26 protein-coding genes are annotated in these 26,748 nt (G+C 72.4%); 12 read left to right on the forward strand and 14 right to left on the reverse strand.

Annotation, left to right across the window (positions count from 1 at the left end):
- Nucleotides 1–48: 48 nt before the first annotated feature.
- Genes nudC through BUE29_RS04860 form a run of 7 tightly spaced genes read right to left on the reverse strand, consistent with a single transcriptional unit; the run spans nucleotide 49 to nucleotide 6,483 of the window.
- Nucleotides 49–981: an NAD(+) diphosphatase gene (gene nudC, locus BUE29_RS04830; RefSeq protein ID WP_073386473.1), complete on the reverse strand. Its 933-nt coding sequence runs from the start codon at nucleotides 979–981 to the stop codon at nucleotides 49–51.
- The gene (locus tag BUE29_RS04835) at nucleotides 978–2,306 is read right to left on the reverse strand and encodes a M16 family metallopeptidase (RefSeq protein ID WP_073386476.1); all 1,329 of its coding nucleotides are present in this window, start codon (nucleotides 2,304–2,306) and stop codon (nucleotides 978–980) included. The genes nudC and BUE29_RS04835 overlap by 4 nt, the downstream gene beginning before the upstream one ends.
- Complete coding sequence (locus tag BUE29_RS04840) at nucleotides 2,303–3,610, reverse strand: M16 family metallopeptidase (RefSeq protein ID WP_073387127.1); 1,308 nt, start codon at nucleotides 3,608–3,610, stop codon at nucleotides 2,303–2,305. Before BUE29_RS04840 ends, BUE29_RS04835 begins: the two co-directional genes overlap by 4 nt.
- 10 nt (nucleotides 3,611–3,620) lie before the next feature.
- Nucleotides 3,621–4,019, reverse strand: coding sequence for a type II toxin-antitoxin system VapC family toxin (locus BUE29_RS04845; RefSeq protein ID WP_073386478.1), 399 nt, complete (start codon nucleotides 4,017–4,019; stop codon nucleotides 3,621–3,623).
- On the reverse strand, nucleotides 4,016–4,276 hold the full coding sequence (locus tag BUE29_RS22335; RefSeq protein ID WP_073386481.1) for a type II toxin-antitoxin system VapB family antitoxin: 261 nt from the start codon (nucleotides 4,274–4,276) through the stop codon (nucleotides 4,016–4,018). Before BUE29_RS22335 ends, BUE29_RS04845 begins: the two co-directional genes overlap by 4 nt.
- A gap of 41 nt (nucleotides 4,277–4,317) precedes the next feature.
- The gene (locus tag BUE29_RS22340; protein ID WP_073386483.1) at nucleotides 4,318–5,040 is read right to left on the reverse strand and encodes a hypothetical protein; all 723 of its coding nucleotides are present in this window, start codon (nucleotides 5,038–5,040) and stop codon (nucleotides 4,318–4,320) included.
- Between the two features lie 24 nt (nucleotides 5,041–5,064).
- Entirely contained in the window at nucleotides 5,065–6,483 is a 1,419-nt protein-coding gene (locus tag BUE29_RS04860) for a M20/M25/M40 family metallo-hydrolase (protein WP_073386485.1), read from the reverse strand.
- A gap of 71 nt (nucleotides 6,484–6,554) precedes the next feature.
- Here BUE29_RS04860 and BUE29_RS04865 point away from each other — a divergent pair, with 71 nt between their 5' ends.
- The gene (locus tag BUE29_RS04865) at nucleotides 6,555–8,069 is read left to right on the forward strand and encodes an MFS transporter (RefSeq protein WP_073386488.1); all 1,515 of its coding nucleotides are present in this window, start codon (nucleotides 6,555–6,557) and stop codon (nucleotides 8,067–8,069) included.
- 6 nt (nucleotides 8,070–8,075) lie between these two features.
- On the opposite strand, the gene BUE29_RS04870 is transcribed toward BUE29_RS04865, so the two are convergent.
- The 7 genes from BUE29_RS04870 to BUE29_RS04905 all read right to left on the reverse strand — a co-directional run bounded on the left by BUE29_RS04870 (nucleotide 8,076) and on the right by BUE29_RS04905 (nucleotide 15,330).
- Nucleotides 8,076–9,326, reverse strand: coding sequence for a PucR family transcriptional regulator (locus BUE29_RS04870; RefSeq protein WP_143167975.1), 1,251 nt, complete (start codon nucleotides 9,324–9,326; stop codon nucleotides 8,076–8,078).
- Between the two features lie 225 nt (nucleotides 9,327–9,551).
- On the reverse strand, nucleotides 9,552–10,199 hold the full coding sequence (locus tag BUE29_RS04875) for a hypothetical protein (RefSeq protein ID WP_084180688.1): 648 nt from the start codon (nucleotides 10,197–10,199) through the stop codon (nucleotides 9,552–9,554).
- A gap of 191 nt (nucleotides 10,200–10,390) precedes the next feature.
- Nucleotides 10,391–11,038, reverse strand: a complete 648-nt coding sequence (locus BUE29_RS04880; RefSeq protein ID WP_084180689.1) for a hypothetical protein — start codon at nucleotides 11,036–11,038, stop codon at nucleotides 10,391–10,393.
- A 38-nt stretch (nucleotides 11,039–11,076) separates the two neighbouring features.
- Nucleotides 11,077–11,766, reverse strand: a complete 690-nt coding sequence (locus BUE29_RS04885) for a hypothetical protein (RefSeq protein ID WP_143167976.1) — start codon at nucleotides 11,764–11,766, stop codon at nucleotides 11,077–11,079.
- A 114-nt stretch (nucleotides 11,767–11,880) separates the two neighbouring features.
- A complete protein-coding gene (locus tag BUE29_RS04895; RefSeq protein ID WP_073386493.1) occupies nucleotides 11,881–12,600 on the reverse strand; it encodes a hypothetical protein in 720 nt (239 codons plus the stop codon).
- Nucleotides 12,601–12,772: 172 nt separating this feature from the next.
- Complete coding sequence (locus BUE29_RS04900) at nucleotides 12,773–14,113, reverse strand: hypothetical protein (protein ID WP_143167977.1); 1,341 nt, start codon at nucleotides 14,111–14,113, stop codon at nucleotides 12,773–12,775.
- Entirely contained in the window at nucleotides 14,110–15,330 is a 1,221-nt protein-coding gene (locus tag BUE29_RS04905) for an RsbRD N-terminal domain-containing protein (protein WP_073386495.1), read from the reverse strand. Before BUE29_RS04905 ends, BUE29_RS04900 begins: the two co-directional genes overlap by 4 nt.
- 262 nt (nucleotides 15,331–15,592) lie before the next feature.
- Between BUE29_RS04905 and BUE29_RS21825 the strand changes: the two genes are divergently transcribed.
- The 11 genes from BUE29_RS21825 (at nucleotide 15,593) to BUE29_RS04960 (ending at nucleotide 26,746) form a co-directional block, all read left to right on the forward strand.
- Nucleotides 15,593–16,585 (forward strand): ABC transporter ATP-binding protein, encoded by a 993-nt coding sequence (locus BUE29_RS21825; RefSeq protein WP_143167978.1) that lies wholly within the window; start codon nucleotides 15,593–15,595, stop codon nucleotides 16,583–16,585.
- 59 nt (nucleotides 16,586–16,644) lie between these two features.
- Nucleotides 16,645–17,433, forward strand: a complete 789-nt coding sequence (locus BUE29_RS21830) for an MlaE family ABC transporter permease (protein WP_073387136.1) — start codon at nucleotides 16,645–16,647, stop codon at nucleotides 17,431–17,433.
- A gap of 121 nt (nucleotides 17,434–17,554) precedes the next feature.
- The gene (locus BUE29_RS04920; RefSeq protein ID WP_073387139.1) at nucleotides 17,555–18,340 is read left to right on the forward strand and encodes an MlaE family ABC transporter permease; all 786 of its coding nucleotides are present in this window, start codon (nucleotides 17,555–17,557) and stop codon (nucleotides 18,338–18,340) included.
- Complete coding sequence (locus BUE29_RS04925; protein ID WP_073386497.1) at nucleotides 18,337–19,608, forward strand: MCE family protein; 1,272 nt, start codon at nucleotides 18,337–18,339, stop codon at nucleotides 19,606–19,608. The genes BUE29_RS04920 and BUE29_RS04925 overlap by 4 nt, the downstream gene beginning before the upstream one ends.
- Complete coding sequence (locus BUE29_RS04930) at nucleotides 19,605–20,723, forward strand: MCE family protein (RefSeq protein WP_073386500.1); 1,119 nt, start codon at nucleotides 19,605–19,607, stop codon at nucleotides 20,721–20,723. Before BUE29_RS04925 ends, BUE29_RS04930 begins: the two co-directional genes overlap by 4 nt.
- Nucleotides 20,720–21,727, forward strand: coding sequence for an MCE family protein (locus BUE29_RS04935; RefSeq protein ID WP_073387142.1), 1,008 nt, complete (start codon nucleotides 20,720–20,722; stop codon nucleotides 21,725–21,727). The genes BUE29_RS04930 and BUE29_RS04935 overlap by 4 nt, the downstream gene beginning before the upstream one ends.
- Before the next feature lies 1 nt (nucleotide 21,728).
- Nucleotides 21,729–22,853, forward strand: a complete 1,125-nt coding sequence (locus tag BUE29_RS04940; RefSeq protein WP_073386502.1) for an MCE family protein — start codon at nucleotides 21,729–21,731, stop codon at nucleotides 22,851–22,853.
- The gene (locus tag BUE29_RS04945) at nucleotides 22,850–24,211 is read left to right on the forward strand and encodes an MCE family protein (RefSeq protein ID WP_084180755.1); all 1,362 of its coding nucleotides are present in this window, start codon (nucleotides 22,850–22,852) and stop codon (nucleotides 24,209–24,211) included. The genes BUE29_RS04940 and BUE29_RS04945 overlap by 4 nt, the downstream gene beginning before the upstream one ends.
- On the forward strand, nucleotides 24,211–25,314 hold the full coding sequence (locus BUE29_RS04950; RefSeq protein WP_073386508.1) for an MCE family protein: 1,104 nt from the start codon (nucleotides 24,211–24,213) through the stop codon (nucleotides 25,312–25,314). Before BUE29_RS04945 ends, BUE29_RS04950 begins: the two co-directional genes overlap by 1 nt.
- Complete coding sequence (locus BUE29_RS21310) at nucleotides 25,314–26,174, forward strand: hypothetical protein (protein ID WP_084180691.1); 861 nt, start codon at nucleotides 25,314–25,316, stop codon at nucleotides 26,172–26,174. The genes BUE29_RS04950 and BUE29_RS21310 overlap by 1 nt, the downstream gene beginning before the upstream one ends.
- Entirely contained in the window at nucleotides 26,171–26,746 is a 576-nt protein-coding gene (locus BUE29_RS04960) for a hypothetical protein (RefSeq protein WP_073386509.1), read from the forward strand. Before BUE29_RS21310 ends, BUE29_RS04960 begins: the two co-directional genes overlap by 4 nt.
- Nucleotides 26,747–26,748 lie beyond the last annotated feature (2 nt).

Below are 26,748 nucleotides of genomic sequence, written 5' to 3' on the forward strand. Positions count from 1 at the left end.
ACCGCACCACGTTCCGCCCGAGCCCGCTCCCGCCCCGCGGGGGCGGGCTCAGTCCTCGTCGGCCAGCCAGCGGTCGATGAGGAAGCGCGAGATCGAGAAGTGCGGCGGGATGCCGCGCAGCCGCGCCCCGTCGCCCTCGAGCGGGGTGTGCAGGTCGTCGGTCCAGTCGGCGGCGCGGCGGACCTCGTCGCGGGTGAACCAGCCCGCCTCGGCCATCTCGACGGGGTCGAGCGTGAGGTCGGCGGCGCCGACGAGCCGTGCCTCGAAGCCGAGCATGAGCGACGCGGGGAACGGCCACGGCTGGCTCGCGACGTAACGCACGTCGGTGACGCGGACGCCGACCTCCTCGAACACCTCGCGCGCGACGGCCTGCTCCAGCGACTCCCCCGGCTCCACGAAACCGGCGAGGGTGGAGAAGCGACCCGCGCCCCACTGGTGGCCGCGGCCGAGCAGGGCGAGCTCGCGCCCGGGCGAGTCGTCGGTGATCAGCATGATCACGGCCGGGTCGGTGCGGGGGAAGTGGTGGCTGCCGTCGACGGTGCAGATCCGGACCCAGCCCGACTGCTGCTCGTCGGTCGCCGCACCGCAGCGCGGGCAGTGACCGTGCCGCTGGTGCCACTGCTCCAGCCCGATCGCGGTGGCCAGCAGCGCGCCCTCGAGATCCGTGCTCACCGCGCCGATGTCGCGCAGCGTCTGCCAGCCGTCCGCGTCGGCGGGCGCCGGCGCGGTCACCGCGAAGTACGGGACGTCGGCGACGACGCCGAGGAACCGGCGCGGACCGTCGGGCGCCGCGCCCGGATCGCGGAACTCGGCGCGACCGTCGCGTCCCACCGGAGTGGCCGAGCGGGGGCTGACGACGACGACCCGCGACCGCGACCATGCCGCGGCGAGCCAGTCGTCGTCGGTGCGCCGGTGCGCGGCGCGGTCGAAGGCCGAGCGGGCCAGCGGCGGCGCCTCGGGGGTGTCCCCGGGACCGGTCAAGACTCCCGCTCGATGTCGCCGAGCGCGGCGAGCGGTCCCGAGATCGACTCCGCGTCCCCCACCACCACCGACGTGAAGTGCGCCGGGGTGAAGAACTCGGCCGCGGCGGCGCTCACCTCGTCGACGGTGACCCGCTGCAGCCGCGCCGCGTGCTCCTTGATCCAGTCGAGCCCGAGCCCGAACGCCGAGAGCGCCGACAGCGTGGACGCGAGCCCCGCCTGCGTCGCGGTCGACAGGGCGAGCGTGCCGACCGCGTACTGCCGCACCGACTCGACCTCGGCCGCGGTCACCGGCACGGTGGCGATGCGCCCGAGCTCGTACCAGGTCTCGAGCATGGCCGGCGCGGTGACCTCGGTGGCGACCTCGGCCTCGAGGGTCAGCGTGGCGCCGAGCGTGTGCTGCTCCAGGCGGCTGTGCGGGCCGTAGGTGTAGCCCTTGTCCTCACGGATGTTCTCGGTCCAGCGTGACGAGAAGTAGCCACCGAAGACCAGGTTGGCCAGCTGCAGGGCGGCGAAGCGGGGGTCGTCGCGGGTGACCCCGGCGCGTCCCATCCGCAGCGACGTCTGCACCGAGCCGGGCCGGTCGACGACGAGCAGCGGACCGCCGGGCGGCGTCGGGAGCGCCCGGACCCGGGTGGACGGCGCGTCGCCCGTCCAGTCGGCCAGGACCTCCTGCGCGAAACCGACCATTCGGTCGGGTGTGACGTCGCCGACGAGCACGAGCGCGGCGCCGCCCGGACGGACGAACGACCGGTGCAGCGAGCGGAGCTGGGCGGGCGTGACGGCGGCGACGTCGTCGGGCTGCGGCAGGTCGACGGCGTACGGGTGGTCGCCCCACATCCGCCACGACAGCGCCTCGGCGGCCACCACGCCCGCGCGGGCGCGAGCCATGGTCAGGCGTTCGACGAGGCGCGCCCGCTCGGTGTCGACCTCGGCCGTGTCGAACGCGGGCGCCTGCACCACCGACGCGACGACCTCGAGCAGCGGGCGCAGATTGGTGGCGAGCGCGTTGCCGCCCACCACGAGGCGGTCGGCGTCGACCGAGACCGAGACGTCGGCACCGAGGCCCTGCAGCGCCTCGGCCAGGCCGATGCGGTCGAGCTCGCCGGCCCCGGTGAGCAGGGTGTCGGACAGCAGGGTGGCCCGGGCCGGGTGACCGGCGCGCGCCGAGAGGAACGGCAGCCGCAGCCGGAGCTCGACGAGGGGCACGCCCGGCTTGCGGACGGCCACCACCCGCAGCCCGTTGGGCAGCGTTGCCTCGGCACTGCGCAGCGCGCGGGCGGCGCGCGGCTTGGTCAGCGCCGGGACGGTCGTGGGGGCGGTCACTTGGCACCTCCGGCCACGAGTTCCAGTACGGCTCGCCGTTGCGGCGTGAGTTCGCGCGCGGCGGCGCGGACGTCGTCGACGGTCACCGCGCCCAGCCGGCCGGGCAGCTCGGCAATCAGTTCGGCGCGCCCGTGCACGAGCTCGAACTTCGCGAACTCGAGGGTGCGCGAGATGACGGCGTCCATGTCGCGCAGCAGGACGCTCACCAGTCGCGTCCGCACGCGGTCGAGCTCGCCGGGCTCCAGACCGTCGTCGGCGATGCGGGCGAGCTCCTCGTCGAGGCCGCGCAGGATGGCGTCGAGCGCGCCGGCGTCGGCGTAGTGCGCGCTGATCGTCACCGTCGTGGGGTCGCGCTCGTCGAAGGGGTCGCCGAACTCGCCCACGTAGGCCGAGATGTCGGTGACGAGGTGGTCGCGCTGGACGAGGCGGCGGCGCAGCCGCGAGGCGTCGCCGTCGCTGAGCACCTCGCACAGCAGCAGCGTGGCGAGCAGTCCGTCGAGGTCGCCGACGGGGTCGGCGAGGCGGTAGCCGATCGCGACCGCAGGGATCGGCGCGTGCGCGTCGTGGTGGGTCTCGCGCCGCTCGGCCGACAGCGGCGGCTCGGCGAAGCTCGGCCGCGTGGGCGCCGGGCGCGCGGCGATCGCGGCGAAGTGGCGCTCGACCAGGCCGAGCGTGGCGTCGACGTCGAGGTCGCCGGCAACGGCGAGCACCGCGTTGGCCGGCGCGTAGTAGCGGTCGAAGAAGTCGGCGGCGTCGTCGACGGTCGCGCTCTCGAGATCCTCGAAACCGCCGTAGCCGTCGTGCGAGTTGGCGAACGTGTCGAACAGGACCGCAGGCAGGTGGATCCACGGGAAGCCGCCGTAGGGGCGGTTCATCACGTTGACCCGGATCTCGTTCTTGACGACCTCGAGCTGGTTGGCGAGGTTCTCGGCGGTGATGCGCGGGCTGCGCATGCGATCGGCCTCGAGGAACAGGCCGCGTTCGAGCGCGTTGGACGGCAGCGCCTCGAAGTAGTTCGTGTAGTCGAAGTGCGTGCTGCCGTTGAACGTGCCGCCGCTGGACTGCACGTAGCGGAAGTGCTCGAGCTTCTCGAGGTTCGCCGAGCCCTGGAACATCAGGTGCTCGAACAGGTGCGCGAAGCCGGTGCGCCCCTCGGGCTCCGAGCGGATGCCGACGTCGTAGAGGACGGCCACCCCGACCACGGGGGCGCTGCGGTCGGGCGCGACGACGACGCGCAGGCCGTTGTCGAGCGTGTGGTGCGTGAGATCGAACGTCGGCGACGGCAGTTTCCTCGGACGCGGCACGTGGTTCACCCTACGGACCGGCGAGCGCGCTGCGAATGCCGGTGTGGACGAAGTCGTCGCCCTTGTAGAGCAGCCGCTCGCCGGTCTCGACGGCCAGGGCGTAGGAGAAACAGTCGCCGAAGTTCAACTGGGCGCGATGCCCGGAGCCCTTGCCGAATTCGCGATACGCCTGCCGGGCGACGCGCGCCTGGGACGGCGTCACGGTGACGACCCCGGTCTTCGTCCGCTGCAGCAATTCGTCGAGTTGGGCGGACAGGACCGGATCGCGTCGGCTGTCGATGACGATGGCCGCTTCGAGGTAGCCCGCGGCGGACAGCGTGGAGGTCTGCGTACGCAACGCGACGAGCAGTTCCGAGGCGTCGGGTTCGGACGTCAGGACCGCAACGAGCGCGGAGGGGTCGACGATCATGCGGGCAGCCCCGTCTCGGGGTCGTACAGATCCTCGGCCGTGAACGGTGGCTCGGTGGAATCGCGCCACCGTCGCTGCATGTCACGGACCAGGGAGTCGAGTTCGGCGTCGCGCTGCTGCTCGGACTCGTGGTCGGAGAGCTCGTCGAGGTAGCGCCGCAGCGCGACCTCGACGACGCTCGTCTGCGACCGGCCGGTACGTCGCGCGGCCTCGCGAACGAGCTCGTGAACCGTCTCGTTCTTGATGTTCAGGCTCATGGTGGAACGGTACCGCGGTGTTCTACCGTTCCACCCGTCGCTCAGGCGTCCACCCGGATCGAGGAGATCACGCCGTCGACCTTCGACCACAGCTGCTTGGCGAGGTCCGGGATCGAGGCGTACCAGAGCGTGTACCGCGAGCCGACGGCGATGACGAGCAGCCAGCGCTTCTCGGTCCGCACCTTCGTACCCCGGCTCTGCGCGTACGTCCGACTCAGCGTCACCGTGTCGGTGGTCAGGTAGGCACGGTGCCCGTCGACGGTCAGGTACTTCGCGCCGTCGAGGTGCACGCTCGGTGACGTCCCGTACGACCCCGACTCGATCATGTCGGCGCGGACGTCGCTCGAGATGGCCGGCGGCGAGGTCGCGCTGCCGAGGTAGGCCGTCGCGCCGGTGTCGAGCGACCATCCCGTGGCGGCCTCGACGGTCTTGACCATCGTCGTCGGGAACGTCGGGTTGACGCTGAACCGCATGCCGGTCGTGATGCAGCGGAACGACAACGCCGCATTGGGGAACGAGACGTCCGGGCAGGTGAGGTCGACCGACGCCCCGCTCGGGCCGGACGTCGGCGCCGACGTCGGCGGGGCGGATGTCGACGAACCGGGGGTCGACGGCGTCGACGCACCCGACGAGGACGGGAAGTCGGTGGGCGCGGTGCTCCCACCGACCGTCCCCTGCCCGTCGACGACCGCCCCGCAGCCGGCCAGCAGCAGGCCGGTCAGCACCACGGCCCCGACGATCGGGACGAACCGCACGCGCGTCATCGTCGTCCTCCAGCCGGGGTCGCGTCAGCCGCGCAGGGCGTCGCGACCGGTGGCGGCGAGGCCCGACCAGAGCAACGCCGCGGCCTCGGCACCCTTGTGCAGCATCGGCAGCGACACCTTCTCGTTGGGGGCGTGGATCTGGTCGTCGGGCAGGCCCACACCGAGGAAGACCAGCGGTGCGCCGAGCGCCTGCTGCAGCGCCGCCTCGGGGCCGCTGCCGCCCTCGCGGGTCGGCAGCACCTCCGCACCGTCGAAGGCGGCCGAGATCGCGTCCGTGAGCGCGCCGTAGGCCGGGGTGTCGAGCGGGACGAGGCAGGGCCGCACGCCGGCGCCCTCCCACGCGACCCGGGCCTCGATGCCGTCGGCCGTGTGCTCGGCGACGAAGCGCTCGAACCCGGCGGCGACGCGGGCCGGGTCCTGGTCGGCGACGAGGCGGAAGCTGACCTTCGCGAAGGCGTCACTCGGGACGATCGTCTTGTGGCCGTCGCCCTGGTAGCCGCCGCCGATGCCGTTGACCTCCGCGGTGGGGCGCGCGCCGAGCCGTTCGAGGGTGCTGAAGCCGGCCTCGCCGTGCGTGGCACGCGACTGCGCGACCCGCAGGAACGCCTCGTCGCCGCCGGGCACCTTGGCGAACAGGGCCCGCTCGGTGTCGGTCAGCTCGACGACGTCGTCGTAGAACCCGGGCACCTGCACGCGACCCTCGTCGTCGTGCAGGGCGGCGACGAGCCGGCCGATCTCGGTGGCGGGGTTGGGGACGGCGCCGCCGAACTGGCCCGAGTGCAGATCGAGGTCGGGGCCGTGGAGCGTGACGGTGGCGGCGACGAGGCCGCGCATGCCGGTGACCGCGCTGGGGACGTCCGGCGCGATCATGCCGGTGTCGGTGACGACGCACACGTCGCACGCGAGCTTGTCGGCGTGGGAGGCGAGCAGCTCCTCGAAGTGCGGCGAGCCGGACTCCTCCTCCCCCTCGATGATGAACCTCAAGGTGACCTTCGGGCTCGTACGCCCGGTCGCGGCCAGGTGGGCACGGACGCCGAGCAGGTGGAAGAGCAGCTGGCCCTTGTCGTCGGACGCGCCGCGGGCGCGCAGGACGTCGCCGTCGACCGTCGGGTCGAAGGGGTCGGTGTGCCAGAGCTCCAGCGGGTCGACCGGCTGGACGTCGTGGTGGCCGTACACGAGCACGACCGGTGCGTCCGGGTCGTCGCTGCGCCACTCGGCGTAGACGGCCGGCAGCCAGGGGCCGTCGTCGAGCAGCTCGACGGTCGGGAACCCCGTCCGGCGCGCGGCCTCGGCGAACCACTCGGCGCTACGACGGACGTCGGCGTGCCGGTCGGGCTGGGCGCTGATGCCCGGGATGCGCAGCCAGGCGTCGAGGTCGGCGTGGAGTTCGTCACGGTGCGCGAGGACGTACTCGCGCTCGCCGCTTCGCTGGGTGCTCGTCACGGTTCGACCCTAACCGTCCCCACCAGCGGGGCGGCGGTCTAGCACCGGCGACGGCGGGGTACGGCGTACTGGTGAGTTCCGACGATTCCGCGCCCGACCCGAACCGGTGGCGGGCGCTCGCCGTCTGCCTGGTCGGCGGCTTCATGGTGCTGCTCGACGTCTCGATCGTGAACGTCGCGCTGCCCTCCATCCGCACCGGCCTCGGTGCCGACCAGAGCGAGCTGCAGTGGGTGCTGTCCGGGTACGCGCTGACCTTCGGGCTGCTGCTGGTCCCGGCGGGCCGCGTGGGCGACCTGCGCGGTCGACGGACCGTCTTCGTCATCGCGCTGGGCCTGTTCACGCTGGCCAGCGCGGTGTGCGGCGCCGCCCCGAACGCGCTGGTCCTCGTGTTCGCGCGGCTCGCACAGGGGCTCGCCGGCGGCACGCTCACCCCGCAGATCAGCGCGCTCATCCAGGAGCTGTTCCAGGGCAAGGAGCGGGCGAAGGCGTTCGGCCTGTTCGGCAGCGTGGTGGGGATCTCGACGGCGATCGGACCGTTGCTCGGCGGTGCGCTCATCGAGCTGTTCGGCACCGAGCACGGCTGGCGGGCCGTGTTCTTCGTCAACATCCCGGTGGGCCTGGTCGCCATGCCGATCGCCTGGCGCATCCTGCCCCGGCCGTCGGCGGACCGGGAGCGGCGTCGCCACGACCTCGACCTCGTCGGCGTCGTCCTGCTCGGCCTCGGCGCGGTCGTGCTGCTGCTGCCCTTCGTGCAGGAGCAGACCTGGAAGGGGCAGACGAAGTGGCTGCTGGTCCCCGCCGCGGCCCTGCTGCTCGCCGCGTTCGTGCTGTGGGACCTGCGCTACAAGAAGCGCGGCAAGGAGCCGCTCGTCGACCTCGAACTGTTCAAGCTGCGCTCGTACAGCGTGGGCGTGGGGTTGATCTCGCTGTACTTCGCCGGGTTCACGCCGCTGTTCTTCGTCTTCACCCTGTACCTGCAGACGGGGCAGCAGTACTCGGCGCTGCTCGCCGGTCTCGCGATCGTCCCGTTCGCCGCTGGGTCGGGCGTCGCCGCGGCCATCGGCGGCCGCTGGGTGAACCGGCTGGGTCGCAAGGTCGTCGTGCTGGGCCTCGTGCTCGTCGTCGCCGGCTTCGTCGGCGCGTTCTACGCCTCCCGCCTCTACCCCGACGACGGGACCGGCCTCGCGACGCTCGCGCCGTTGCTGGTCGCCGGCTTCGGCAACGGCTTCGTCATCTCCCCGAACCAGACCTTGACGCTGGCCGACGTCCCGGTGCGGTACGCGGGAACGGCGGGTGGCCTGCTGCAGACCGGACAGCGCATCGGCTCGGCGGTGGGCATCGCCGCCGCCGGCTCGACGTTCTTCGCCCACCTGGTGAGCAGCCGGGGCGACTACGCGGCGTCGTTCCGGATCGGGCTGCTGGTGGCGCTGCTGTTCGTCGTCGCCGCGCTGCTGGTGGCGTTGGCCGATCTGGTCACGGGTCGCCGGACGGAGCACACCCAGCACACCCACCACGGCGAGCATCGCCTCGCCGACGCCGACGACGACGCCTACCGGCCCGTCGAGATCGAGGCGCTCGGCAGCTGAGACCGCTCAGTCCGGCGCGGGCTGCCCGTCGTTCCACCGCGGCCCGGTGGCGCGCAGGGCGAAGAACATCTCGAGCCGCGTCTGCGGATCGTCGATACGGTCGCCGAAGATGTCGCGCAGCCGCTTGAGCCGGTAGCGCACCGTCTGGGGATGGACGCCGAGCACCTCGGCCATCGCCGGCGCGGACGGGTTCTGTGTGCTGATCCAGTGCAGCAGGGTCATGCCGAGGATGCGCCGGCTGTTGCGCGGCTCGGCGAACAGCGGCGCGAGGGTGGACCCGACGACGATCTCGGCGAGCAGCGGCTCGGCGTGCACCCACAGCGTGCCGACGTGGTCACGGCAGTCGAGCACCGGCGCGTCGGCGATGAGCCCGGTACGGGCGAGCTCCAACGTCCGACGGGCCCAGCGCAGTGAGCTCGCGGCGTCCAGTAGCGGGACATCACAGCCGATCGCGACGCGGTGGTCGGCGAACAGGATCGCGATCTCGTCGCGCATCGCGTCGGTGAGCGGTGCGGGCAGCAGCACCACGGGGTCGTCGGCGTGCAGCGTGCCGAGCGCGCTCGGGTGCAGCATCCGCACCGACGGCAGCTCCACCCCGGGCGTCGGGCTGATGGCGACGAGCGCCACGCTCTCGGGCACCACCCACCCGCCGGCCGCCGCGTGCGCGGCCAGCTCGCCGTGCGGTGCGGCCCGGCCGGCGAGCACCAGTTCGAGGACCCGGCCGCGCCACTGGTGCGCGGCGTCGGTGAGCTGGGCCTGTGCCTCGAGGTAACCCTGGCTGGACTGCTCGGCGAGCGAGTCGATGAAGGCGAACAGCTCCTCGCCGAGATCGCCGAGGATTCCCGCCGGCAACCCGCGCCGTGCGGCCAGCGCGTGCAGCCGTTTCCACGCCATGCCGGCGCCGATGTGATACGCCGAGCGCAGTGCCTCGGGGCTGCGGCCCTCGTAGGCCATCCCCCGACCGAGCCGGTGCAGCGTCTCGTCGAGCTGGGCGCGCGAGGCGTGGGGGTCGGCGACGTGGTCGACGAAGTAGCGCACGGCCTGCGTGATCACGAGCCGCGTGCTCGTGAGGTTGACCGAGTCGGGGCCGGGGCCGTACTCGGCGATGCGGTGGTGGACCTCGTCGGTGATCTCGGCGGTGAGCTCGTCGAGCACCGGGCGCATGTAGTGCGCGAGTTCGCGCGGAACGGCGCGGCGGCGGGGGGAGCGACGGCGCGGCGGCCACTCGGGTGCCGCCGCGTCCTCCGGCGCCGTCACGGACGGCACGGGGTGGCGCGGTGGTGCATGGCTGACACGCTAACCCGTACTGGCGAGTTCGGCTGGACGAGGCCCGAAATCCGTTTCGCGTAAGGGAAGCAGGTGTCAGCACGGACAATTCGTGCACCTGCTGGGTGACGCGGTGTCGCGGTTATCCGAGGCCACCACGGTGGGCGCGGCAGTGCGCCGACCCGGTGACAGGACCGGGCCGGCGCACTCCCCTCCCTACTCCACGAAACGGCCGTTGCTCAGCTGGAAGGCAACGGTGTTGTTCGGGCCCGGCACCACGGAGTTGATCAGCGCGGTGGTCAGCCCGCAGTTGGCGAACTTGCCGATGGTGTACGTGCCGGCGAGCGTGCCGCCCTCGGTGAGGTCGAAGACCTGGCCGTTCGGCGTCGCGACCGGAATGGAGACCGGCGCCACCGTCTGGCAGCTGTTGCCCTGGAACGTCGGCAACCCCGCGGCCTTCACGTTGGTCAGCCGGATGTAGTACTTCGCGGTCGCGGAGAGCCGGATCGGCGGCTCCTGCGAGATCTGCCCCTGCAGCCGGCCGACCTGGACGAAGTTCACCGTGGCGCTCACCGGCACGAAGCCCAGGATCTTGAAGGTCGACTTCGTCGGCGGCAGCGGCAGGTCGGCGGTGAACGTGCCGTCGCCGGAGTCGCTGATGTAGGTCTTGCTCACCGTCGGGCCGAGCGTGATCGTCGAGTTCGGCTTCTTGATCAGCGACGACCCGTTCGCGTCGTAGTCGATCTCGAACGACCCGGGCGGCGCGTCGGACGCGATCGCCGGCGCGGCCGCGGCGAACACGCCGCCGGTGACGGCGAGGGCGGCGACGCCGCTCAGGGCTACCTTGCGCAGGGTTCGGTTCATGGTCTTCCTCTCGGACGGCGGCGGGACTGATCGAAGGCTGCACCGAAGGCTAGGGACGCAGCCCGCACCGTCGACCGGTCGCGAGACCCTCGCTGGAATGACGGCGAAAACCGGTGCAGCAGGTACGAAACCGCCGTCGCCGGCCCGTCGCCCGGTACGAACGGGGACGGGCCGACGACGTATCGGTCTCGCTACTCCACGAAGCGGCCGTTGCTGAGCTGGAAGGTCAGCGTGTTGTCGGGGCCGGGCACGACCGAGTTGATGAGGCCGGTGGTCAACCCGCAGTTCGCGAACGGCCCGATGGTGTACGTGCCCGACAGCGTGCCGCCGGTCGTGAGGTCGAACTGCTGGCCGTTCGGCGTGGCGACCGGGATGGTGACCGGCGTGACGGTCTGGCAGGTGTTTCCCTGGAAGGTCGGCAGCCCGGCAGCCTTCACGTCGGTGAGGCGGATCGTGTAGCGCGCGGTCGCCGTCAGCCGGATCGGCGGCTCCTGCGAGATCTGCCCCTGCAGCCGGCCGACCTGGATGAAATTCACCGTGGCGCTCACGGGCACGAACCCGAGGAGCTTGAACGTCGACTTGGTCGGCGGCAGCGGCAGGTCGGCGGTGAAGGTCGCGTCGCCGGAGTCGCTGATGTAGGTCTTGCTCACCGTGGGGCCGAGCGTGATCGTCGAGTTCGGCTTCTTGATCAGCGACGACCCGTTCGCGTCGTAGTCGATCTCGAACGACCCGGGCGGCGCGTCGGACGCGACGGCCGGCGCGGCCGCCGCGAGCACGCCCCCCAGCGCGGCGGTGGCGGCGACGAGGCCGGTGGCGATACGGCGGCTGGAACGGGTCATGGTGTCGACCTTCCGGTGGGTTGTGGGATGACGAACGGTCAGGTGATGGCGACGGGGTTGTCGGCGGCGACGTCCGCGGCGAGAGTCCACGTCGCGCTCCACGACATCCGATCACCCTGCTTCCAGACCGATGGCGAGATGCAGTAGGTGGTGGTGCCGCTGCCGTGGACGTTCCACAGCCCGAGCGAGCCGGGATTCGACGCTGGGACCGCAAGTTGCTTGCTGCTGTTGGTGTACGCCCCCTGCAGCGCGCCCGGAGCGGTCGTCGCGGTTCCCGACGAGGTGAACGAACCCGACGGCGCGGCGAAGTCCCACGCGCAGGTCGGGCCGGCGTTAGTCATCAGGTGCGCCCGAACGTTGCCGATCGTGAAGCTGGAGACGCCGCTGGTCGAGTCGGTGACGTCGATGAACCACACACCGAACCCGGTGATCGTGAACTTCAGTCCGGCGGGCCCCGTGCAATTGGTGAAGGCCGAGCGCGGCGCGTCGACGGTGCCGATCCTGCCGGCGTTCGAGCCCACCACGACCGTTCCCCGCAGCGTCACCGAAGTGCACGACACCACTTGATTCGTCGTTGTGTCCCTGAAGACGAAAGTCCCTGACGTCAACGTGACCGGCACGCCCGCCCCCGCGGCGGCATTCCCCGCCGTCACCGTGTACGGCGCGCCGTGCGCGGCCGCCGGCGCGGCGACCGGCACGGCGGTCGATGCCAGCCCGAGCGCCGCCAACACGACCCTGGTGCTCCTCCGCTTCATGTGCGTTCCTCCCGATCGACGGGGCGTCCATCGCCGACGGCGACCCCGCGCGGGTGGCGCGGGGCCGCCGTGACGATCAGCGACCCGTCAGTTGATGGCGACGGGGTTGTTGGCCGCGACGTCGGCCACGATCTTGTAGGTGGCCGAGAACGACGCCGGGTCACCCTGAGCGAGGACCGAGGCCGCCACGCAGTAGGTGGTCGTACCCGAGCCGTGCACGTTCCAGAGCCCGAGGCTGCCGGCGGTCACCGCCGGAACGGCGAGGTTCTGCGACGAGTTGGTGTAGTTGCCTGCCACCGTGCCGGGGTTCACAGTCGACGTGCCCGACGAGACGAAGGACCCGGTGTTGCTGCCGACATCGAAGGCGCAGGTCGGGCCCGCGGTGCTGACCACGTGCGCCCGGATGTTGGTCACCGTGCCGGTCGAGACGCCGCTCGTCGAGTCGGTGATGTTGATGTTCCACGTGCCGTACCCGGTGACCGCGAACTTGAGCCCGGCCGGGCCCGTGCAGTTGCTGAACGACGCACCCGTGCCGTTGACGGTGGCGACCGGCGTGCCGTTCGAGCTGCCGGTGGTGATCGAGCCCTTCAGCGACGACGCCGTGCAGTTCAAGGTCACCCCGGTCTTGGTGTCCTTGAATGCCACGGCGCCCGACGTGCCCGTGACCGCGACCGCGGTGCCCGAACCCGCCGACCCTGCGGTGACGGTGAACGGCGCCGGGTGGGCGAGCGCAGTGGTCGCGGTGAGCAGGCCGGCGGCGGCGACCGTGCCGCCGAGCAGCAGCGTCCGTGTGAGCAGAGACCTCATCGGGGGTCCTTTCCCTCGGGAGAATGGCTGACGCCGACGAACGCTAGGAGCGGTCGGCCGACCTGGGAATGCCTGCGAAGGGCCTATTCGCGACCATCGCCACTTGTTGCGCGTACGGAACGATTCACGCCGACGAGTTCGTGCGCAGCGCACGAGAACCCGCGCTCGACGATCATCGCGTCCCACCCGTCACGAGGCGCGCGAGCGCCGGCGACATCGACTCAACCGCGTTGCGGCGTACGGCTGGCGGCAACCCACGCACCGCCCGCCGCAGCCGATCCCGCTGAGCGGCGGTCAACGGGAGATCGGCTGACGCGGCGTGCCGTAACGAAGTGCGCTGCGCCGGCTGCGTGGCCGGCTGCATCCGCTTGACCGGGTAGGCCGGGCAGTCGAGCGGACGGTAGGGGTTGTCGCACTGGTAGAAAGCGGTCGCCAGCCGCAGCGTCACCGGATTGCGCGAGCCGGAGGCCAACGCGGTCATCAACGGGTCCAGCGATCGCGCGCCGTCGCGACACCCGGTGAACGCGGGGATGGCCAGGTTGGCAGCCAGCCGGCCGGTGCGGTTCGCGCCGTCCTGCGTCGCGTTCAGCGGTTGGAATCCACCCGGACGACCGACCAGCGAGTCCGGGTCCGCGTCGTTGGCGAAGAAACCGGTCGGGTCTGCGCCCGCCAGCCGTGCCGGCGTGGCGGTATGGCAGCGATCTCCTACCCGCAGCGGGACCCCGTCGACGGCCACGTCGCTGATGCGGACGTCCACCACACCGGAGAGCGTGACCGTCTGGACGAAGGCGAGATCGGCCGCGGGCGCAGGCACCGGATAGCCCTCGATCCTCGTGCCTGCGGGCAATAGGGACGACTCCGCCACGAGACGCAACGTCAACGGCGCGACGGTGCCACCCCGACCCTTCGGCTGGGTGAGGTGGACGGTGGCCGTGACGGGCACCGAGCCGAAGGCCAGCAGCCGCACCCGGGTCGGCGGGAATGTGCCGTAACGCAGTGGCGCGCCGCGTGGGGACGAGACCCAGACCTGACCGGTCGCCCCCGTCCAGGTGACGGAACCGAGGTCGTCCGCCGACGTCGCGGGGGGATGTTCGATGTCGTCCTTGGGGCAGGTGGACGTGTCGATGGGATCCGGGCAGCAGGTCTGAATCGTCAGACCACCCCCGAGGGGGAGCACGAGGCACGCCTTGATGTGCGCGAACATCACCGCGTCGCGCACGGCCACGGTCACCTTCGATCGCGCGGTCGTGGCCGCGGCGCTGCCCACCCGCCCCACGTAGGGCTGCTTCACGTCGTTCGGCGCGGCGGACTCGTACACCGGCAACGGCGGGATGCCGTAGCGGGCACCGGCAGCAGGCGCCGCGACCGTGTCGGCCGGCGCGGCGGCCGCGATCCTGCTGGCAGGTGCACCGCCGGCCAAGCCGTCGGGACGGGCGTCCGCGCTGACCGCGACGCCGCACGCCGCGAGCAGGACGACCGCGCCGACGGCGCGGCGGCCGAGGCGGCGCCTCATCGACTCGCCGCCCCGGCCGAGGCATTGCCGCCGCTGTTGCCGGTGCGCGCTGCGCTCGCCGCCTGCCGCTCCCACAGCGGGAGCGCGGCGCGCAGCGCAAGCATCAGTTCGAGGCGCGCGGTGCGCTCGTGCAGGGCGTCGCCGAACATCTTCTCCAGCTGCGTGCACTGGTAGCGCAGGGTCTGACGGTGCTTGTCGAGCACACCGGGCTCCTCGGCGTTGAGTGTTCCGAATTCCAGCCAGGCCGAGAGCAGCCTGCCGTACTTGACCCGCTTCGCCGGCGAGAGCGGCAGCAGCGGCGTGAGACGTGAGGACGCCAGCGCGCGAGCGGCCTCGCGCCCGGAGTCGAGCAGCAGCTCGATCAGCAGGTCGTCGCACGTCACCACGTGATCGCAGGCGCGCTCGCGGGCGTCGTGGCGCAATCGCAGCCGGTGCGCCAGCCGAGCCGCGGAGCCGACCTCGGCGAGCGGCACCGTCGGGCTCACCGCGAAGAGCGGGTCGCCGTGCCCCGCGGCCGCGCGGGCGCGCAGCATCGTGACGTCGAGCGGGCCGGGCACGATCGCCACGTGCCGCTCGGCGAGCGGCGCGGCCAGCGCACCCGCGCCGAACAACGTGGCCACCCGGTCGTCGCCACCGCAGATCTCGATCACCGTCACGGTGGCCGGCAGCGGCCAGGCGGCGCGACCAGCGGCGTCGGCGAGCTGGCGACGGCTGTAGCCGTCACGGTGCACCAGCATGGCCAGCAGCTCGGCCCGCGCCTGCGCGTGGTCGACGAGGGCTTCCCGCTCCTGCGCGTACCCCTCGGCCGAGAGTCGGGCGAGCTCGTCGATGAAGCCGAAGACCGACGACGACAGCGAGGCCATCACGTCACGGGGCACGCCCTGCTCGTGCTCCCACGTCAACAGCCGCTGCATCACGACCTGTGAGGCGATGCGGTACGCACTCTGCAACGTGTCGTGGCTGCGCCCGGCCCGGGCCTCGTGCCGGCCGAGGCGGCGGAAGGTCTCGACCCCCTGCGTCGGCAGCGGCGTGCCCGAGGCGATCGAGCGCATGAACATGCCGAGCGACTGCCGCACCGCCTGTTGGGTCTCGGCGGAGATGACGCCGGTCGGGTCGCTCGCGTACTCGCCGATCTCGGCCCGGACCCGCGCGGCGATGTCGCGCGCGATGTCGGGCAGCGCCTCGGCCGCGGTCTCGAGCCACAGCCGTGGGAGCACCGGCCCGTCGTCGTTGACGGCACAACGAATCGCGGTCGTGGTGACACCTCCCCGTCCGGGTGAGCCGGGATTACTCACCGAGATCACAAGGATTGAGGTTGTATCACGACTGCGGTGCCGCTGACCACCAACTCTTGTGCGATGCGAAATGTCTGGGTAACGTTCCGCCGCGCCCGGCCGGATGCGACCCAGGTCACTTTTCGGTCGGGCGATCGTCGGTGCGCACGGCCGGTTCGCACCCGTTCGCCAGGGGGAGGTGTGCGTGGGCGTCGAGGTCCGGGTCGAGGCGCTGTCCAAGTCGTTCGGGCGCCAGAACATCTGGCACAACGTCAGCCTCACGCTGCCCGCCGGCGAGATCAGCGCGCTGCTGGGGCCGTCGGGCACGGGCAAGTCGGTGTTCCTCAAGAGCCTGATCGGGCTGATCCGGCCCGAGGGCGGCCGCTGCCTGGTCGACGGCGTCGACACCGTCTCGGCCGACGAGAAGACGCTGCTGCGCACCCGCCGCCAGTTCGGGGTGCTCTTCCAGGACGGCGCGCTCTTCGGCTCGCTACCCGTCTACGACAACGTCGCCTTCCCGCTGCGCGAGCACACCCGCAAGACCGAGGCCGAGATCCGCTCCATCGTCATGGAGAAGCTCGCGATGGTCGGGCTCGTCGGCACCGAGCGCAAGCTGCCGGGCGAGATCTCCGGCGGCATGCGCAAGCGTGCCGGCCTCGCCCGCGCGCTCGTCCTCGATCCCGAGATCATCCTGTGCGACGAGCCCGACAGCGGGCTCGACCCCGTGCGCACCGCGCTGCTGGGCCAGCTGCTGATGGATCTCAACGCACAGACCGACGCCACGATCCTCGTCGTCACCCACAACATCAGCCTGGCCCGCACGCTGCCGGACAACCTCGGCATGCTCTTCCGGCGCGAGCTCGTGATGTTCGGCCCCCGCGAGGTGCTGCTGACCAGCGACGAGCCGGTGATCGGGCAGTTCCTCAACGGCCGGCGCACCGGCCCCATCGGCATGGCCGAGGAGAAGGACCAGGCCCTGCTCGACGCCGAGCGTCACCTCGACCCGGGCGAGGACGAGGTGCGTGGACTCGTACCCCAGCTCGAACCCACCCCGGGGCTGCCCGAGCGGCGCGGGCTCGCCCGCCACCGGCACCGGCTCGGCGAGGGCTGGCACACGCTGCCGGAGCATACCCGGGCCGCCGTCACCGCCGCGCACGAGGCCGAACAGGCGCAGCGTCGCACGGCGGCCGCCTCGTGACCGACACGCTGCTCGCCGGGGAACAGCACCGGCCCGACGACCCCGACGCGGTCCCACCCATCCCCTGGCCCGTGCAGCACGGCCGGGTGGCGCGTGGCTTCATCCTCGTCGGCTCGGCGTTCGCGCTCGGCCTCGACGTCCTGCGGTTGACGTTCTCCCGTCGTTTCCAGTGGCGCGAGTTCGTCGAGCAGTTCTGGTTCGTCGCGAGCGTCTCGATCCTCCCGGCCGCCCTCGTCGCCATCCCGTTCGGTGCGGTCATCGCGCTGCAGCTCGGCACGCTCACCGTGCAGATCGGGGCGCAGTCGTTCACCGGCTCGGCCGCGGTGCTCGCCGTCGTCCAGCAGGCGAGCCCGATCGTCACCGCACTGCTCATCTCCGGCGCCGCCGGCACCGCGATCTGCGCCGACCTCGGCGCACGCACCATCCGCGAGGAGATCGACGCCATGGCGGTGCTCGGCATCTCGCCGGTGCAGCGCCTGGTCGTGCCGCGCGTCTGGGCCTCGGTGCTCGTCGCCGTCCTGCTCAACGGCATGGTCTCGGTCGTCGGCATCGTCGGCGGCTACGTCTTCAACGTGCTGGTGCAGGGCGGCACGCCCGGCGCCTACCTGGCGAGCTTCTCGGCCCTCGCGCAGCTGTCCGACCTGCTCGTCGGCGAGCTCAAGGCGGTCATCTTCGGCTTCCTCGCCGCCGTGGTGGCGTCCTACCGCGGGCTGCACCCACGGCCCGGCCCGAAGGGCGTGGGCGACGCGGTGAACGAGTCGGTCGTCATCACCTTCATCCTGCTGTTCCTGGTCAACCTCGTCATCACGACGGTGTACCTGCAGCTCGTCCCGCCGAAGGTCGGGTGACCCGGTGACCGACCAGCTCGCGCCGCCCGCGTCGGCCGCGCCGCCGCCACCACCGCCGACCGACCCCGCTCGGCCGCCCGCGCGAAGCGCCCCGGCCGTCGTCACCCGCCCGGTCGACAGCCTGGCCGGACTCGGCGCGCAGCTGCGGTTCCACGTGCGCGCGCTCGGATACGTGCCGCAGGCCCTCGTGCGCTACCCGCGCGAGGTCGTCCGGCTGCTCGGATCGGTCACCTTCGGCTCCGGCGCCCTCGCGGTCATCGGCGGGACGATCGGCGTGATGGTGACGCTGAGCCTGTTCACCGGCGCCGTCGTCGGCCTGCAGGGCTACACCGCCCTCGACGCGGTCGGCACCGCGCCGCTGACCGGCTTCCTCAGCGCCTACTTCAACACCCGCGAGATCGCGCCGCTGGTGGCCGCGCTGGCCCTCGCCGCCACGGTGGGGTGCGGGTTCACCGCGCAGCTCGGCTCGATGCGCATCTCCGAGGAGATCGACGCCCTCGAGGTCATGGCCGTGCGCAGCGTGCCCTTCCTCGTCACCTGCCGCGTCATCGCCGGCTTCGTCGCGGTCATCCCGCTCTACGTGATCGGCCTGCTGATCTCCTACCTCGGCAGTCGGGTCGTCACGGTGTACTTCTACGGCCAGTCCGCCGGCACGTACGACCACTACTTCTTCCTGTTCCTGCCCCCCGGCGACATCCTGCTGTCCTTCCTCAAGGTGCTCATCTTCTCGGTGCTCGTCGTGCTCGTGCACTGCTACTACGGCTTCACCGCCTCCGGTGGGCCCGCCGGCGTCGGCCAGGCGGTCGGCCGCGCGGTGCGGCTGTCCATCGTCAGCGTGAGCCTGCTCGACTTCTTCCTCTCGCTGGCCATCTGGGGTTCGACGACCACCGTGCGAGTGGCCGGATGAGCGTCCGCGCCCGCGACGCGCTCATCGGGCTCGTCTACCTGCTCGTCATCGTCGCGCTCGTACTGCTGTCGATCGCGTTCTTCCAACATCGCTTCACCGACTCGGTCGACGTGGCGGCGCGCACCAGCAGCATCGGCAGCTCGCTGCAGGACGGGTCGGACGTCAAGGTGCGCGGCGTGCTCGTCGGGCAGGTCAGCGACGTCACCACCGACGGCGACGGCGCGCGGATCGCGATGCAGCTCGACCCCGACAAGGCGCGCTCGCTGCCGGCCAACGTCACCGTGCAGCTGCTGCCGAAGACGCTGTTCGGCGAGCGCTACGTCAACCTGGCGCTGCCCGCCACGCCGCAGGGCCACCTGCGCGGCGGCGACACCGTGCGCCAGGACACCTCCCCCCACACCGTCGAGCTCGAACGGCTCTTCGCCGACCTGCTGCCGGTGCTGCGCGCCGTCCAGCCCGAGAAGCTGGCCGCGACGCTGGGTGAGGTCGCGGCGGCGCTGCGTGGGCGCGGCGCCGAGCTGGGCCAGACGCTGCAGGTGGTGGGCCACTACCTCGACGGCCTCGCGCCGCACGTCCCGCGCCTCGCCGAGGACCTCGACCGGCTCGCGTCCGTGGCCGACACCTACCGCACCGCGGCACCGGACATCCTGCGCGGGCTGGAGGCCATGACCACGACCAGCCGCACCCTCGTCGACCAGCGGCGCCACTACGGCGACCTGCTCGCCTCGCTCACCGCCACCGGACGCACCTACGGCGAGTTCGTCGGCACCAACCAGCAGCAGATCATCGGGCTCTCGCGCAACGGTCGCTCGCCTTTGCGCGTCACCGCGCACTACGCCAGCGAGTTCCCCTGCCTCAGCCGGGCGCTCACCGCCTTCGTGCCGAGGGCCGACAAGGCGTTCGGCGCCGGCAGCTCGCGTCCCGGGGCCAAGGTCACGCTGCGCGTCGTCCCGCCGAGCAAGGCCTACCGCGCCGGCGACGCGCCGCGCTACGGCGCCGACACCGGGCCGCGCTGCCCGTACACGCCGGCCACCTCGCTGGCGAGCACGGCCCTGGCCGACCTGCCCGGCGTGACCGGAGCCGACACCACCGCGCAGCGCGTGGACCCGAAGGTCGCCGGCATGGGCAGCGCGAACTCGCCCCAGGAGAACCGGCTCATCGCCGAGCTCGTGGCCCCGACGGCCGGCCTCGCCCCGGCGCAGTACCCCCGCTGGGCCAGCCTCGCCCTCGGCCCGGCGCTGCGCGGAACGCAGGTGACGCTGCGATGAAGAGCCTGACCGGACCGATCGTCAAGAGCCTGGTGTTCGTCGTCGTCACCGTGCTGGCCACGACGCTGCTCGCGCTCACCATCACCAACGGCGACACCGGGGGCGGCCGTACCTACCGTGCCGTCTTCAGTGACGTCACCTCGCTCAACACCGGCGACGACGTCCGGATGGCGGGGGTGCGCATCGGGCAGGTGCGTTCCATCTCGATCCGGAACCGGCGCGAGGCCGTCGTGTCGTTCTCGCTGCCCGCCGACCGGGCCCTCGCGCCCACCGTCACCGCGTCGATCCGCTACCGCAACCTGATCGGCCAGCGCTACGTCGCACTCGACCAGGGCGCCGGGTCGCTCACGCAACCCCTGACCGACGGCGCCACGATCCCGCTCGCGCGTACCCGCAACGCACTCGACCTCACCGTGCTGTTCAACGGCTTCCAGCCGCTGTTCCGCGCGTTGCAGCCGGCGCAGATCAACAAGCTGTCGGCCGAGATCATCGCGGTCTTTCAGGGCGAGGGGCCGACCATCGACAACCTGCTCGCGCAGGCCGGCGCTCTCACCAACACCATCGCCGACAAGGACGCCGTGATCGGCAAGGTGGTCACCAATCTCAACGCCGTGCTGGCCGCCGTCAACGGGCGGGGCGACCAGCTCAGCACGCTCATCGCGTCGCTGCGGCGCCTGGTGTCCGGGCTCAGCGCCGACCGCCGCTCCCTGGGCTCGGCCGTGACCGGCCTGTCGGGGCTGACGAGCGACGTCGCCGACCTCCTCGACCAGGGTCGCGCCCCGCTCAAGGCCTCGATCCGGTCACTCGGCGCGCTGTCGGCCAACCTCGCCGGGTCGTCGGGGGCGCTGAACTCATTCCTGGAGCGGCTGCCCACCAAGCTCGTCACCATCGGCCGAACGGCGTCCTACGGCTCGTGGCTGAACTTCTATTTGTGCTCGGTGGGCGGCCGCATCCCGGTCCCGGCCGGGTACGGCAACGTCGCCACCACGCAGTACCCGGCGCCGCCGGGCGTCTCCCCCTACCCGACGATCGTCAACACCGCGGTCAACGGTGGAGCGCCGAACCCCGCCGGTCTCGTCGGCGTCAACCCGAAGACCGCACGGTGCGGCGCATGAAGGCCTTCAGCGAGCGCAACCCGATCGCGGTGGCCGTCGTCGGCCTCACCGCGCTCGTCGCGGTCGTCGTCGCGGGCCTGAACGCCGACCACCTGCCCCTCGTCGGCAGCGGCGACACCTATGCCGCCAACTTCCGTGACGCCGGCGGGCTCAAGAGCGGCGACGACGTCCGGGTGGCCGGGGTCAAGGTCGGCGAGGTCGAGGACATCGACCTCGTCCGCCGCCACGTCCGCGTCGAGTTCACGGTCAAGGACGCCTGGCTCGGCGATCGCAGCACCGCGGCCATCCGCATCAAGACCCTGCTGGGCGAGGAGTACGTGGCCCTCGACCCGCAGGGCAGCCACGCGCTGGCCGAGGCCACGCCCATCCCGGTCGCCCGCACCACCACTCCCCTCGACGTCAGTGCCGCGCTGAGCGGGCTCGCCCGCACCACCGGCGGCATCGACACCGCGCAGCTGGCCCGCGGTTTCGACACGCTCTCGTCCGCCTTCCAGAACACGCCCCGCTCGGTGCACACGGCGCTGACCGGGCTGTCGCGGTTGTCGAAGACGATCGCCTCGCGCGACGAGCAGCTGCGCCGCCTCGCCGCCAACGCCAGCGAGGTCACCGGTTCGCTGGCCCGCAGCGACCGCAATATCGCCGCCCTCATCGGCGACGGCAGCCTGCTGCTGCAGGAGCTGCGGCAGCGCAGCCAGGCCATCAGCGGGCTGCTCACCGGCACCCGCGATCTCGCCCGGCAGCTGTCCGGGTTCGTCCGCGACAACCAGGCCGCCCTGGCTCCCGCGCTGGCGCAGCTGTCCAAGGTCACCACGATCCTGACCGGCAACAAGCGCAACCTCGACGCGGCGCTGCGGGCGATCGGCCCGTACTACTCGATGCTCACCGACGCGACGGGCAGCGGCCGATGGGTGGACGTCTACCTGTGCGGGCTGTTCACGAAGTCCGGCGCACCCATCCTGGACGCCAACGCCAAGCGCAACTGCCGGCCCGGGACGGGGAGCTGACATGACCGTCGAACCCGCTCCGCCGGCCACCGGTGCCCGCCGCACGCTCGGGCTCGTGCTCGTCGCCGCCGTCGTGCTCGGCGTGCTCGCCGGCACCTGGTGGTGGCGCACGCACCGCGACGGCCTCGAGTTCCGCGCCCGTTTCACGTCGTCGGTCGGCGTCTACCCCGGTTCGGACGTTCGCGTCCTCGGCGTGCCCGTCGGCACCGTCGAGTCCGTCACCCCGCACGGCCGGTACGTGACCGTCGCGATGGAGCTCGACCCCGACCGCGTCGTACGGGCCGACACCTACGCGGTCATCATCTCGCCCAACCTCGTCAGCGACCGGTACGTGCAGCTCACCGGGGCCTACGACGGCGGCCCACGGCTGCGCGACGGCGCCACCATCCCGCTCGCCCGCACGCGCACCCCGGTGGAGCTCGACGAGCTCGCCCGCAACCTGACGAGCCTGACCGACGCGCTGGGCCCGAAAGGCGCCAACGCCACCGGCTCGCTGGCGCGGCTGCTCGACGTGGGGGCGGCGAACCTGGGCGGCAACGGAGCGACGTTGAACGGCACGATCCGCCGGCTGAGCGAGTCCGGCCGCACCCTCGGCGCCGCCCGCACCGACATCTTCGCCAGCATCGACCGGCTCGCCCGCTTCACCACGACGCTGAAGGATCACGACGCCCAGCTCGGCAGCGCCAACCGCAATCTCGCCGCGGTGAGCCAGACGCTCTCCGACGACCGCGAGACCTTCGGGCAGGCGCTGCGCGAGCTCGGCACCGCGCTCGCGCTCGTCCAGGACTTCGTGCGCGACAACCGGGCGGCCCTGCGCGAGAACGTCGGCCGGCTGCGCACCGTCGCGGGCTCGCTCGCCGCGCAGCGCAGCTCGCTGGCCAAGGCGCTGCGCACCGCGCCGGTGCTGCTGCAGAACTTCCTCAACGCCTACGACCCGAGGACGAACACGCTGCGCGGGCGCGCCGACCTCAACGAGCTGACCGTGTGGGCATCGGGCGGGACGAGCGCGAACACCGCGGCCACGTCGTCGCTGACCGGTTCCGGCGCGGCCGACGCGGGTGGCTCCGGCGGCACGACCCCGCCCGCCGGGCTGCTGCCGCCGAACACGTCGGGGGGATCGCGATGAGCGGCCGGCGCCGGGGAACCGCCGCGCTCGGCGGCGTGGCCCTGCTCGTCACGCTGAGCGGCTGCGGTCTCGGTAACGGTCTCTACGACGCGCCGCTGCCCGGCGGGGCCGACGTCGGCGACCACCCGTACACGGTGACCGTCCAGCTCGCCGACGCCCGCGACCTCGTCCCGCAGGCCGGCGTGCGCGTCAACGACGTGCCGGTCGGACGGGTCAGCTCCATCGACCTCGACCGCACCGGCAAGATCGCCGAGGTGGGCGTCGAGCTCAACGGCTCGGTGCGGTTGCCCGCCAACGCCATCGCCTCGGTGCAGCAGACGAGCCTGCTCGGCGAGAAGTACATCGCGCTGGCCGCTCCGCTCACCGCCGCGGCCACCGGGCGGCTGCGCGACGGCGACACCGTCCCCGTCGCCCGCACCACCAACGGCGTCGAGATCGAGCAGGTCTTCGGCGCGCTGTCGCTGCTGCTCAACGGTGGCGGCATCGGTCAGCTCAACGACATCAGCCGCGAGCTGAACGCCTTCGCCGGTGGGCACGAGCAGCAGATCCGCACGTTCTTCGGCAGCGTGCAACGCGTCGTCGGGCAGCTGGAACAGCGCTCGTCGTCGATCACCCGCGCCCTCGACGCGCTGGCCACGCTCTCGGACTCGCTGCGCTCGCAGGACGCGCGCATCCGCACCGTGCTGCGCTCGCTCGCCCCCGGCATCGACGTCCTCGCCGCGCAGCGCCGGCAGCTGACCACCGCGCTGACCGCGTTGAACCGGTTGTCGCGCGTGACGACGGCGACGCTCGACGCCAGCAAGGACGACATCATCGCCGATCTGAAGGCGCTGGCGCCGATCCTGCGCCACCTCGCCGACGCGGGCGCCGCGCTGCCGAAGTCGCTGCAGGTGCTCGTCACCTACCCGTTCAGCGACGGCGCGCTCGCCGGCATCAAGGGCGACTACCTCAACGGCTACGCCACCGTCTCGCTGCGCACGCCGGGGGGCAGCGTCTACCGGCCCGCGGCGGCCACCCGGCTGCCCGGGTCGGGACCAGCGCAGGTCGCGACCCCGGCGGGGCTGCTGCCGGCCACGAGCTCGGCGGCCTCGGGGCTGCCGGCGACGCTCACGCTCACCCCCGAGCGCACGACGCCGGGCAGTGCCGCGACGTCACGATCCGGTTCGTCGGCGCGGCGATCCACCGGGACGTCGTCGCGATCGGGCTCCGGCGGTTCGTCCGGATCGGGGTCCGGGTCAGGTTCGGCGTCCGGATCGAAATCGGGTTCCGGCTCGGCGTCCGGATCGGGGTCCGGCTCGGCGTCCGGGTCCACCTCGGCCGGTACGACGAGCGACGCCGCGGACGGAGGCGGTGACTGATGCTGGCCCGCACCACCAAGTTCCAGGTGCTCGCGTTCGCGGTGATCGCCGTGATCGGCGTGGCCTACCTCGGCGTGCGCTACGTGGGGGTCGCGCGCTGGGTCGGCGCGGCCGGCTACACGGTGCGCGTCGACCTGCCGGCCGCCGGCGGCATCTTCAGCAACGCCGAGATCACCTACCGCGGCGTGGCCGTGGGGCGCGTCGGCGACATGCGGCTGACCCGCACCGGCATCCAGGTCGACGCCGACATCACCGCCGACGACGACATCCCCGCCGACGTCGAGGCAGTCGTGGCCAACCGGTCCGTCATCGGCGAGCAGTACCTCGACCTGCGGCCCCGCCGCCAGACCGGCCCGTACCTGCGCGACGGCAGCGTCATCCACGCCCGCGACACCGCGCTGCCGCCGCCGGTCGAGGACGTCCTGCTCAGCACCGACCGCTTCGCCCGCTCCGTCCCGCTCGGCTCGCTGCAGACCGTCGTGGACGAGCTCTACCTCGCCACCCAGGGCTCGGGGCAGGACCTGCAGTCGCTCATCACCACCAGCAAGCAGTTCTTCGGCGCCGCCGACCACGCATTGCCGCAGACGATCGACCTGATCACGACGTCGAAGACCGTGCTGGCCTCGCAACAGCGCGAGTCGCAGTCGATCAAGACGTTCGGCGCGAACCTCGCCCGGATCGGCGCGCAGCTGCGCCGTTCCGACGGTGACATCCGTACCGTGCTCGGCCGGGCGCAGTCCTCGCTGGCGCAGGCCAACGCCCTGATCGACGACATCAAGGGCTCGGCCCACGGGTTGCTCAGCAACCTGCTGACCACCTCGCAGGTCTTCCTCGCCAACAAGGACGGGCTGCGCGAGCTGCTGGTCAAGCTCCCGGTCGCGGTCACCGCCGGCGGTTCGGTGATCACCCCGAACGGCATCAACGTCGGTCTCGTCCCGACCTTCTTCGACCCGCTGCCCTGCACCGCCGGCTACGGCGGCACCACCCCGCGCACCGGCCTCGACACCACCGGCAACCCCGCGCTCAACCTGCGGGCCGGCTGCCGCGCCGCCGGATCGGACCAGGTCGTGCGGGGTAGCCGGAACGCCCCCGGAGGCCGATGATGCCCACGACCCGGTCCACGGCCGACGAGGACAGCGAGACGATGACACCCCCGGACGACACCCGCGTCGGCATCGCCGCGAGCACCGCGCGGCTGCTGCGCGCCCACCGCGCCACCCCCGACGACACGAGCGACGACGCGACCGCTGCGGCGACCGACACACCCACGACCGACACACCCACGACCGACACAGCCACGACCGACACTGTCGAGCCCGGCAGCACGGCCACGTCGCCCGCCGTCGCTACCGACACCGCCACCGCCGACACCGACACCGACCCGCCGGTGCTGGCGTCCGGGGCCGATCGACCCGAGCGCGGCGACCGCGCGCCCGCCCGAGCGCGACGGTTGCGTCGGCCGTCCCGGGCGACCGCGGCCTGCGCGGCGCTGCTGGCCACTGCGCTGGTCTTCGCCGTCGTCGCGGCGGTCGTGTGGTGGCGAGCCGGTCACGACGCCGACCGCACCACCGCCCACGCCCGCGACGAGGTGGCCGTCGACGCGCGGCTCGCGATCGCCACCGTCAACACCGCCGACTACCGTCACCCCGACGTCGCGCTGCGCAACTGGCTCGCCGTCTCCGCAGGCGCCCTGCACTCCCAGTTCACCGATTCGCGGAAGTCCGCCACCACGCTGCTCGCCCAGGCCAAGATGGTGACCTCGGCGACCGTGCTCGCCGCCGCCGTCACCAAGCTCGACCCCGGCAGGGGCACGGCCACGGTCATCGCGTCGGTCAACGTCAAGCGCACCCCCGTCTCGGGCAAGGCGACCACGACCCGCAACCGGTTCCGCGCGGAACTGCGCCGCGTCGGCGACGGGTACAAGCTCGCCGACCTCGCCCTGGTGGAGGTGCAGCCGCAGTGACCCGCGACCCCGTCCCCACCGACACCACCGCCGACACCGGGGGCGAGTCGACGACCACCACACCGACCCGGCCGCGTGTCCTCCCCACGGCGCTGCTCGCGCTCGCCGCCGCCCTGGTCGTCGTCGGCGTGGTGTTCCTCGTCCGAGCCCACGGCCTCGACGACGAGCCGGCCGCCCGCAACGCCGCCCTCGTCGACCGCGGCACGACGAGCGCCGTCGTCGCCCAGGTGAGCACCGGTCTGAACGAGGTGCTGAGCTACGACTACCGCCGTCCGCAGGTCGCGCAGGCGGCGGCGAAGCGCTGGCTGACCGGCGACGCCCCCGCGCAGTACCAGCAGCTGTTCACCGCTCTGCGCAAGCTCGCGCCCGGCCAACAGCTCACCTTCGTCGCCCGCGTGTCCACCGCCGGCGTGACCGACCTGCGCGACCGGACCGCCCAGCTGCTCGTCTTCCTCGATCAGCGCAGCACCCGGGCCAGCGACCAGCAGAGCTCGGTCTCCGCGGCCCAGGTGCGCATCACCGCCGTCCGCTCGCACGACCGCTGGCAGATCAGCGAGCTCGTCCCGCTCTGACC

This window comes from Jatrophihabitans endophyticus, assembly GCF_900129455.1.
In the GTDB taxonomy this organism is placed as follows: Bacteria; Actinomycetota; Actinomycetes; order Mycobacteriales; family Jatrophihabitantaceae; genus Jatrophihabitans; species Jatrophihabitans endophyticus.

What these genes read in the sequence shown, in the direction of transcription:
- BUE29_RS04880 (WP_084180689.1), bottom strand. Translation starts at nt 11,038, where the DNA reads ATGACCCGTTCCAGCCGCCGTATCGCCACCGGCCTCGTCGCCGCCACC.
- BUE29_RS21310 (WP_084180691.1), top strand. Translation starts at nt 25,314, where the DNA reads ATGCCCACGACCCGGTCCACGGCCGACGAGGACAGCGAGACGATGACA.
- BUE29_RS22335 (WP_073386481.1), bottom strand. Translation starts at nt 4,276, where the DNA reads ATGAGCCTGAACATCAAGAACGAGACGGTTCACGAGCTCGTTCGCGAG.
- BUE29_RS04900 (WP_143167977.1), bottom strand. Translation starts at nt 14,113, where the DNA reads ATGAGGCGCCGCCTCGGCCGCCGCGCCGTCGGCGCGGTCGTCCTGCTC.
- BUE29_RS04925 (WP_073386497.1), top strand. Translation starts at nt 18,337, where the DNA reads ATGAGCGTCCGCGCCCGCGACGCGCTCATCGGGCTCGTCTACCTGCTC.
- BUE29_RS04945 (WP_084180755.1), top strand. Translation starts at nt 22,850, where the DNA reads ATGAGCGGCCGGCGCCGGGGAACCGCCGCGCTCGGCGGCGTGGCCCTG.
- BUE29_RS04940 (WP_073386502.1), top strand. Translation starts at nt 21,729, where the DNA reads ATGACCGTCGAACCCGCTCCGCCGGCCACCGGTGCCCGCCGCACGCTC.
- BUE29_RS04930 (WP_073386500.1), top strand. Translation starts at nt 19,605, where the DNA reads ATGAAGAGCCTGACCGGACCGATCGTCAAGAGCCTGGTGTTCGTCGTC.
- BUE29_RS04895 (WP_073386493.1), bottom strand. Translation starts at nt 12,600, where the DNA reads ATGAGGTCTCTGCTCACACGGACGCTGCTGCTCGGCGGCACGGTCGCC.
- BUE29_RS04875 (WP_084180688.1), bottom strand. Translation starts at nt 10,199, where the DNA reads ATGAACCGAACCCTGCGCAAGGTAGCCCTGAGCGGCGTCGCCGCCCTC.
- BUE29_RS04845 (WP_073386478.1), bottom strand. Translation starts at nt 4,019, where the DNA reads ATGATCGTCGACCCCTCCGCGCTCGTTGCGGTCCTGACGTCCGAACCC.
- BUE29_RS22340 (WP_073386483.1), bottom strand. Translation starts at nt 5,040, where the DNA reads ATGACGCGCGTGCGGTTCGTCCCGATCGTCGGGGCCGTGGTGCTGACC.
- BUE29_RS04935 (WP_073387142.1), top strand. Translation starts at nt 20,720, where the DNA reads ATGAAGGCCTTCAGCGAGCGCAACCCGATCGCGGTGGCCGTCGTCGGC.
- BUE29_RS04950 (WP_073386508.1), top strand. Translation starts at nt 24,211, where the DNA reads ATGCTGGCCCGCACCACCAAGTTCCAGGTGCTCGCGTTCGCGGTGATC.